7 protein-coding genes and 1 pseudogene are annotated in these 9,171 nt (G+C 44.4%); 5 read left to right on the plus strand and 3 right to left on the minus strand.

The genetic code is table 11. From position 1 onward, the window contains the following. Window positions 1–115 (plus strand): annotated as a pseudogene (locus FTU19_RS15220) (IS30 family transposase); the annotation flags it as partial. A gap of 121 nt (window positions 116–236) precedes the next feature. Beyond that, complete coding sequence (locus FTU19_RS15225) at window positions 237–692, plus strand: VOC family protein (RefSeq protein WP_166139146.1); 456 nt, start codon at window positions 237–239, stop codon at window positions 690–692. A gap of 51 nt (window positions 693–743) precedes the next feature. Here FTU19_RS15225 and FTU19_RS15230 read toward each other — a convergent pair whose 3' ends face one another. The 3 genes from FTU19_RS15230 to FTU19_RS15240 form a co-directional block, all read right to left on the minus strand. Continuing rightward, window positions 744–1,229: a DUF934 domain-containing protein gene (locus FTU19_RS15230; protein ID WP_180131828.1), complete on the minus strand. Its 486-nt coding sequence runs from the start codon at window positions 1,227–1,229 to the stop codon at window positions 744–746. Beyond that, the gene (locus FTU19_RS15235; protein ID WP_159123674.1) at window positions 1,222–2,865 is read right to left on the minus strand and encodes a nitrite/sulfite reductase; all 1,644 of its coding nucleotides are present in this window, start codon (window positions 2,863–2,865) and stop codon (window positions 1,222–1,224) included. Before FTU19_RS15235 ends, FTU19_RS15230 begins: the two co-directional genes overlap by 8 nt. Before the next feature lie 226 nt (window positions 2,866–3,091). Further along, on the minus strand, window positions 3,092–4,216 hold the full coding sequence (locus FTU19_RS15240) for a CaiB/BaiF CoA-transferase family protein (RefSeq protein ID WP_179993199.1): 1,125 nt from the start codon (window positions 4,214–4,216) through the stop codon (window positions 3,092–3,094). Window positions 4,217–4,429: 213 nt separating this feature from the next. Here FTU19_RS15240 and FTU19_RS15245 point away from each other — a divergent pair, with 213 nt between their 5' ends. The 3 genes from FTU19_RS15245 (at window position 4,430) to FTU19_RS15255 (ending at window position 9,013) form a co-directional block, all read left to right on the plus strand. Beyond that, window positions 4,430–5,440, plus strand: coding sequence for an AraC family transcriptional regulator (locus tag FTU19_RS15245; RefSeq protein ID WP_004785199.1), 1,011 nt, complete (start codon window positions 4,430–4,432; stop codon window positions 5,438–5,440). A 224-nt stretch (window positions 5,441–5,664) separates the two neighbouring features. Continuing rightward, a complete protein-coding gene (locus FTU19_RS15250) occupies window positions 5,665–6,870 on the plus strand; it encodes an acetyl-CoA C-acetyltransferase (RefSeq protein ID WP_180131831.1) in 1,206 nt (401 codons plus the stop codon). A 10-nt stretch (window positions 6,871–6,880) separates the two neighbouring features. Next, on the plus strand, window positions 6,881–9,013 hold the full coding sequence (locus FTU19_RS15255; RefSeq protein WP_180131832.1) for a 3-hydroxyacyl-CoA dehydrogenase NAD-binding domain-containing protein: 2,133 nt from the start codon (window positions 6,881–6,883) through the stop codon (window positions 9,011–9,013). Window positions 9,014–9,171 lie beyond the last annotated feature (158 nt).

Raw genomic sequence — 9,171 nt, forward strand, 5'->3', positions numbered from 1 at the left:
CGAACAAATAGAGCAGATAGAATTTGCACTCAACCATCGTCCTAGAAAAACACTAGGTTGGTATACACCGAGTGAAGTTATGGCTGGTTTTTATACTGTTGCACTTGCCGCTTGAATCCGCCTTATCTATCCATAAAGTAAATTCTTTTAATTACATTTTCATAAAGCTTCTTTATCAATCAGATTCAATTCAGGGCGTAAATTAAAGGGATTCAGAATAAGAAAAGGAATCCTGCATGCGACTTAATCACTATCTCAATTTCCAGGGTGAAACCGAAGCTGCCTTTACCTTTTATCGTTCGGTATTTGGTGGCGAATTTTCCAGTCTAACCCGTTATGGAGATACGCCTGGACAGCAAGGAATTGATTTATCAGATGAAGAAAAAAATCTGATTTTGCATATCTCACTTCCAATTAATGAATACACAGAGCTCATGGGCTCTGATATCAATGACAAACTCTGTACTGAAAATACACCAGCATTTAGTAAGGGTACTAATCACTATATTGCGATTATTTTAAGTGCCAATGAACAGGATGAAGCCAAACGACTCTATGAAGCTTTATCAGTGAATGGTCAAATCGAAATGCCTTTAGAAAAAACCTTTTGGGGTGCGCTTTATAGTGCCTTTACGGATCAATTCGGAGTGCAATGGATGATTAACTGCCTACTTGAAGAACGTGCACTCTAAGGTTTAAATACAAAAAAGCCTCCAGATGGAGGCTTTTTAGTTGAAGGCGAATTAAGCCCCAGTTTGATAATTCGGTGTTGGTACGGCGGTTGAAGCTTGGTACGGATTGGTAAAATCACCCAAACCTGCAGCGGCTTCCTGAATATCTTTACCTTCTTTAATGACAAAAGTATCAAAACCAGAACGCTTCATGTAGTTCAAGACATCTTTGAACACATCACCAGTCGCACGCAGCTCACCCTGGAAACCTTGACGGCGAAGCAATGCAGCAAATGAATAACCACGGCCATCATTAAAACCTGCAAACTCAATAAAAATCGCATCAAGCTGGTCAAGTGGAAATTCATTGGTTTCAGGTGAAGCATCAACCGTTAAGTACAATGCTTTTTTACCAGAAATATTAGCAATCTGGTCCAACTGCTCTACAGTTAGAACCACATCACCCTGTGGCAATGCACCATCTTCGCCAATTAACTGGTAAGTGTTATCTGCGATTGTGCCATCTTTAGAGAGCACTTGTAGTGCGGTATTAAGCATATGCGCGCTCCTTGAATGGTTGAATGCCGACACGACGATAAGTATCAATAAACTCTTCACCATCCTGACGCAAGTCAAGATATGTATTCAGAATTTCTTCTACGATATCCGGCACCACTTCTGCAGCAAATGATGGCCCAAGAATGTCACCAATAGAGGCATCATGATCCGCATTACCACCTAAAGTGATCTGATAGAATTCAGCGCCTTTTTTATCTACACCCAGTATTCCGATGTTACCTACATGGTGATGACCACAGGCATTCATACAACCTGAAATGTTCAGGTCCAGTTTACCCAAGTTGTAAATGGTATCCAGATCATCAAAACGGCGTGAAATCGCTTCAGAAATTGGAATGGATTTCGCATTCGCTAGTGAGCAGAAGTCACCACCTGGGCAGCAGATAATGTCAGTCAAGAAACCGATATGCGCACGTGCCAGGTTATGCTGATCCAGCGTCTGCCACAATTCGAACAGGTCTTTTTGTGGTACATCTACCAGCGCAATATTTTGCTCGTGAGTCGTACGCAGTTCACCGAAGGTGTACTTGTCTGCAAGATCTGCAATCAGGTTCATTTCCTCAGTGGTCACATCACCCGGTGCAATGCCTGCACGTTTCAGTGAAATCGTGACAATACGATAACCTTTCACTTTATGTGCATTGGTATTGATGTTGAACCATTGCTTAAACTTCGGATACTGAGCAAACAGCTCTGTGAAGTCTTCATCTGCATAATCTTGGTAATCAAATGGAGTAAAGTTTTCATCCATTCTCGCCAGCGTTTCAGCATCAATCTTCAACGTTTTAACAGTATGTGCAAATTCGGCTTCAACTTTCTCAGCAAAGACTTCAGGCGTCAGAGCTTTTACCAAGATTTTGATACGCGCCTTATATTTGTTGTCGCGACGGCCGTGCAGGTTATAGACACGTAGTACTGCTTCAAGATAAGCAATCAGGTCTTCACGTGGTAGGAAGTCACGAATAAAACTACCAATTACTGGCGTACGGCCCAAGCCACCACCGACTTTAATTTTATAACCGATTTCTCCAGCTTCATTTTTTACGATATAGACACCGATATCGTGGAATGAAGTTGCTGCACGGTCAATCTCTTCCAGCGCAGATACCGCAATCTTGAACTTACGTGGCAGGAAAGCAAATTCCGGGTGGAAAGTTGACCATTGACGGATCAATTCACAGGTCGGACGTGGATCTGCAATTTCACCTGCCACCACACCTGCATACTGGTCAGTGGTAGTATTACGGATACAGTTCCCTGAAGTCTGGATCGCATGCATTTGCACGGTTGCCAGTTCAGCCAGCATATCAGGCACGTTTTCTAGTGCAGGCCAGTTAAACTGGATATTCTGACGGGTTGAAACGTGTGCATAGCCACGATCATACTCTTTCGCCAGATCAGCCACTTTACGAAGTTGTTTAGAATTCATCAGGCCATAAGGTACCGCAATACGCAACATAGGCGCATAACGTTGTACATAAAGACCATTTTGAAGGCGGAGCGGACGGTATTCATCTTCCGTCAATTTGCCCGCTAAATAACGTTCCGTCTGGTCACGGAACTGTGCAACACGTTCATTAATCAGTTGCTGATCGAAATCAGTATATAAATACATGGCGTACAGCTAGTAGTTTCTATTATATCGTCGGCAAGGATAACGACATTGAATCTATCAATAAAATGCTTTTTATACATATTTCATAGCGATTTTATTGATAAGCCTAGCAAACTTTCAATGATATAAAGCTTTAGATCAGCTTCTTCTGATTTTTAACGTGAATGATTTATTTTTTAAATCTTTAGCAGTTTTTTTCATAAACCAAAATGAGAAAGTCGCTCAATTACCACTCTTTGGTTTCGCCTAAAGCCTGACCAATAAATTGATATCGCATAGTTGATCTTGAAAACTTGATCGGGCAAGCCAGTTGAGCTTCGGTTTGCTCTCGCTGATCAGCTTTAACAGGCACCTGTACCACCCATTCACGTTGCTGCGCCAGTTCAGAATGCAGGGCTTCATCAAGCTTTAATACAGGTTCGACACAGAAATCCGCCTGAGAAAATAAGGCTTGCCAGTGAGATAGAGGTTGGGATCTTATTTTATCGCGAATCGCCTGTTTTACTAAAGCATGATCTTCAGGTGCGAAAGAAGCACCTTTTTCCAGAATAATCGGCAAATCCAGCAATTGTGCCAGACCTTGCATGAATTGAGGCTCCAAACTGCCTACTGACAAATAGCGATTATCCTGAGTCTGATAATAGTCATAAAAGGTACCGCCATTTAAGTAACCGGATTCAATCTGCTGGTGCTGATTACCCGCCAGACTGGCAGAAGCTGCCATATTATTTAATGTCGCCGCGCAATCGGTCATGGAAATATCAATATATTGTCCTTGACCACTGCTCTGCCGCTCAATCACCGCTGCCAGAATGGCAACCAGCGCATGCATAGAGCCACCCGCGACATCGGCAATCTGGATTCCCATTGCCGGTGGTCCGCTTTCGATCCGGCCACTATGTCCGGCAATCCCAGATAAAGCCAAATAGTTAATATCATGCCCTGCCCGATCTTTATAAGGGCCAGTCTGACCATAACCAGTAATCGAGCAATAAATTAAGCGTGGATTGAGCGCACTGAGTGTTGAATAATCCAGGCCAAGCCGTTGCATCACACCTGGGCGAAATTGCTCTACGACAATGTCATAATCTGCAATTCGGGATTTGATTTGTTCAATATGTTCGGGATTCTTTAAATCCAGTGCGACAGAATGTTTGTTTCTGTTCAGATAATTATGCGTTGTGGCCTGTCCATGTGCAAAAGGTGGCATTAAACGTACCAGATCAGGACGTGTGGGTGATTCAATATGCACAACTTCTGCACCCATGTCTGCAAGATATAATGTGGCAAATGGACCAGGTAATAATGTAGAAAAATCTAATATTTTCAAACCTTTTAATGCATATGACATTGGAGTTATTACTCTATTTATATCGCTTTTTGCCTCATCATAAGAACATAAATGCCCAAAAACAATGTCATGTTCAGCCATTTACCTTGATAGTTTCGGCAATTTAACATGTAAGAAAATGGTAATTGGATTCTTGTAAATTGCCATTGATTTTTTATTTTTTGTCATTTAGGTCAAATATTAGTGAACATTAAAGAGACTGAAGGATTAAACATGAGTCGTGATACGATCAGTATCCATTTCGTCAATGCAGCCTTATACGGCGTTAAGCGCCTGGGCATGGATGTCGATACTTTATTGTCTCACGTTGGGATTGAAGCCGAGCTTCTGCATCAGCCCAAGGCCCGTATTTCGCCTGAACAATATACCCGTTTTATCAAGATGCTCTGGATGGTGACTCAGGACGAACATGTCGGTTTTGACAAGCAGCCGCGTCGTCTTGGCACTTTCGCGATTATGTGTCAGCTGATTATTCATGCCAAAACACTGGGCGATGCACTCGAGCTTTCTTCTCAATTCTACAAACTCTTTGGTGATGACTGGTCTGTAACCCTGGAACGTGACAAGCATGAAGCGCGCCTGGTTCCCCTGATCCCAAATTCGATGGATCCGGAACACTTTATTACTGAAAGTATGTTGATGATCTGGCATGGTCTGGCATCGTGGTTAATTGAACGTCGTCTGCCGCTGGAACGTGTACATTTCAGCTACCCTCGCCCTGCGCATGCAGATGAATACGATGCGCTGTTCTTTGCACCTGTGATGCAGTTCGATATGCCGCGTACTGAAATTACCTTTGCAGCGGATTATCTGGATTTGCCAATTCGCCAGAATGAAGAAACTCTGGAAGAATTCCTGAAAGCAGCACCTGCTCAACTTCTCGTTAAATTTAAAAATACCAACTCGCTGACTTCGCGGATCCGGGATGTATTGAAGAGCCAGATCGGTGAAGAAATGCCGACCTTAAACGATGTTGCATCGATGCTCTATCTATCCCCACAAACCCTGCGTCGCCGTCTTGCTGCCGAAGGCAAGAGCTATCAGGGCGTGAAAGATGCGCTACGTCGCGATGCTGCGATTCACCTGTTATTGAATCCGGATTTAACGTTGGAAGACGTGGCACAACAGGTGGGCTTTAGTGAAACCAGCACTTTCCACCGTGCTTTCAAAAAATGGACAGGGGTAACACCAGGCCTATACCGTCAGTTACACGGTTACCATTAAAAACCTTGCTCTAAAAATGTATACTTGAAAAGTATCGTTTATTAAGCGCTACAAGCCCCTAGCCCAAGCTCCAGACTTGGGCTTTTTTATGCCCGCTTTTTAATCCATCAAGACTGACCAAATTGCTCAAATGATCTGGTCCGTTCTCGTCATTGCACTTCAAGATTTAATCATTACACTCGAAGCATTAGAACAATTTCAGTAAAGCAAGAAAAGGATATTGTATGAGCGAGGCCTATATTATTGATGCCATTCGCACGCCACGCGGAAAGGGAAAAAAAGACGGATCATTACATGAAGTTAAACCAATTAGTTTACTGACTACGCTCTTAAATGAACTGAAAGAACGCCATAACCTGGATACATCTCAGGTGGATGATATTGTGCTGGGCTGTGTGACTCCAATCGGTGATCAGGGTGCAGACATTGCCAAAACTGCTGCAATTGCCGCAGGCTGGGACAATGATGTGGCTGGCGTTCAGATCAACCGTTTCTGTGCTTCGGGTCTGGAAGCTGTAAATCTGGCAGCACAAAAAGTTCGTTCAGGCTGGGAAGATCTGGTCGTTGCGGGTGGTGTTGAATCCATGTCTCGCGTTCCGATGGGTTCTGATGGCGGCCCGTGGGCATTAGATCCTGAAACCAATATGGCTTGCGATTTTATTCCACAAGGCATAGGGGCTGACCTGATCGCGACCATTGATGGTTATAGTCGTGCAGATGTAGATCAATTCGCCGAGCAATCACAAAAGAAAGCGGCAGCAGCCCAAGCGAATGGTTATTTTGATAAATCTATTATTCCAGTGAAAGATAAAGCTGGCGTCGTGATTCTAGACAAAGATGAATTTATTAAACCAACAACAACTGCAGAAGGCTTAAGTGTATTAAAGCCAAGTTTTGCAACGATGGGCCAGATGGGCTTTGATGCTATCGCTCTACAGAAATATCCGGAAGTAGGCTTTGTAAACCATGTACACCATGCGGGTAATTCTTCAGGCATTGTGGATGGTGCAGCAGTCGTATTACTTGCCTCCGAACAGGCAGTCCAACAGCAAAATCTCAAGCCACGCGCCAAGGTATTGGCAACGGCACTGGTTGGTGCCGATCCAACCATTATGCTGACCGGCCCTGCCCCGGCTGCACGTAAGGCTTTAGCCAAAGCTGGACTCACCATTGATGACATCGATCTGTTTGAAGTCAATGAAGCTTTCGCTGCTGTGGTGATGCGCTTTATCAATGAAATGAAAGTTGATCCTGCCAAAGTCAATGTCAATGGGGGTGCCATTGCCATGGGACATCCACTCGGTGCGACCGGCGCCATGATTCTAGGCACTTTACTGGATGAACTGGAACGTCAAGGTAAGAAACGTGGACTGGCTACCCTGTGTGTGGGTGGTGGTATGGGCATCGCAACCATTATTGAGTTGGTATAAGGAGATCAGCATGAGCGCAATTCAATATCAAAAAACTGAAGATCACATTGTCATTCTGACCTTTGATTCTCCGAACCAGTCCGCCAATACCATGAATGCCGACTTTCGCGCGGCTCTGGAAGAAGTCGTTGCCCAGTTACAGGCTGATGAACAGATTGCCGGAATTATTTTCCGATCAGCTAAAAAAACGTTCTTTGCTGGCGGTGATCTGGATGAGTTAATTCAGGCGACGCCTGAACATGCCACGGAATTCTTCAATATGATTGAAGACATGAAAGCCAAACTGCGTTATATAGAAACGCGTGGCATTCCAGTAGTGGCAGCTTTAAATGGCACCGCACTCGGTGGTGGCTGGGAAATCGCTTTATGTGCCCATCATCGTATTGCGTTGAATGATGCCAAAACCAAGTTTGGTTTGCCTGAAGTCACTTTAGGCTTGCTGCCAGGCGGTGGTGGTATTGTCCGTATGGTTCGTCTGCTAGGCCTGCAAAATGCCTTACCTTTGCTGACGGAAGGCAAACAGTTCGGTGTAGAAAAAGCCAAGTCTTTGGGACTGGTACATGACACCGCTGAATCGCTAGATGAATTACTTGAAAAATCTGTAGCCTGGATTAAACAACATCCGCACTCCCAACAGCCTTTTGATGTAAAAGGTTACAAAATTCCGGGAGGCTCTCCTTCTTCGCCTGCCGTCGCACAGATGCTTGCCATTGCTCCTGCGATGCTGCGTGATAAAACCAAGGGCTGCTATCCAGCTCCTGAAGCCATTTTATCCGCTGCGGTTGAAGGCGCTCAGGTTGATGTTGATACTGCATTGAGAATTGAGTCGCGTTATTTCACCTATCTCGCCACTGGCCAGATTTCCAAGAACATGATCGGTACATTCTGGCATGGCATGAATGCCATCAAGTCGGGTGCCAGCCATCCTAAAGACTTTGCGCCATGGAAAGCTACTAAAGTAGGTATTTTGGGCGCAGGCATGATGGGTGCAGGTATTGCCTATGTCACTGCCAGCAAAGGCATTCAGGTGGTGCTGAAAGATATTTCGGTCGAAGCTGCTGAAAAAGGCAAAGCCTATAGTCAGAAATTATTAGATAAAAAAGTGGCTCAAGGCCGCTTAACAGCTGAAAAACGTGACCAGATTTTAAGTCTGATTCACACCACAACAGAAGCAGCAGATTTGCAAGGCTGTGACCTGATCATTGAAGCAGTATTTGAAAATCAGGAACTCAAAGCCAAAGTTACTCAGGAAGCAGAGCAATATTTATCAGCCAACGGTGTAATGGCCTCTAATACCTCGACTCTACCCATCAGTGACTTGGCTCAAGCCTCTCAAAATCAGGCGAATTTTATCGGTCTGCATTTTTTTAGTCCAGTCGACAAAATGCAACTGGTCGAGATCATTAAGGGAAAAAATACTTCAGCAGAAACACTGGCCAAGGCATTTGACTATGTGCAGCAAATTGGCAAGCTACCGATTGTAGTGAATGACAGCCGTGGCTTCTTTACTAGCCGTGTCTTTGGCACCTTTGTACAGGAAGGATTACGTTTGCTTGCCGAAGGTGTGCATCCAGCTCGTATTGAAATGGCTGCGCTGAAAGCCGGTATGCCAGTCGGACCACTTGCTATTCAGGATGAAGTCTCTCTGACGCTTTCTGAGCATGTAGCTGCAGAAAGCCGTAAGGCTCTGGCTACACAAGGCAAAGAACGTCCAAGCACCGATGCGGATGCCGTGATTCAAACCATGATTCATGAGTTTAACCGTAAAGGCAAAGCTGCTGGTGCAGGTTTTTATGACTATCCTGAAGGGGGCAAAAAGCAGCTATGGTCTGGCTTGGAGCATTGGTATAAAGAAGTGGATATTTCTGAACAGGAAATGATAGACCGCTTCCTGTTTGTTCAAGCCCTCGATACTGTGCGCTGTCTGGAAGAAGGTGTGCTGGAGTCAGTGGTCGATGCGAATATCGGGTCAATCTTTGGAATTGGTTTTGCCGCCTGGACGGGAGGTGCTGTGCAGTTCTTGAACCAGTATGGTTTAACCAAAGCCTTGAATCGTGCTGAAATCTTGGAACGTAAATATGGCGAACGTTTCAAAGCGCCACAGTTACTCAAACAGAAAGTTGCTGAAGGTCAGCGCTTTTAAAAACTGAATCTAGAAAAAAGGGGAGCAAATGCCACTGCTGTCCCATAGTTTGCTTTAAATAAAAAAACCTGAGTCCTAACAGTTAAAATATGAGTGCAAACAAACACTTTAACGACCAGGATTCAGGTTTTGTCACATCAGAATACCGTATTTCATGA

The sequence above is a fragment of the Acinetobacter sp. YH12072 genome, assembly GCF_013419565.1.
Classification (GTDB): domain Bacteria; phylum Pseudomonadota; class Gammaproteobacteria; order Pseudomonadales; family Moraxellaceae; genus Acinetobacter.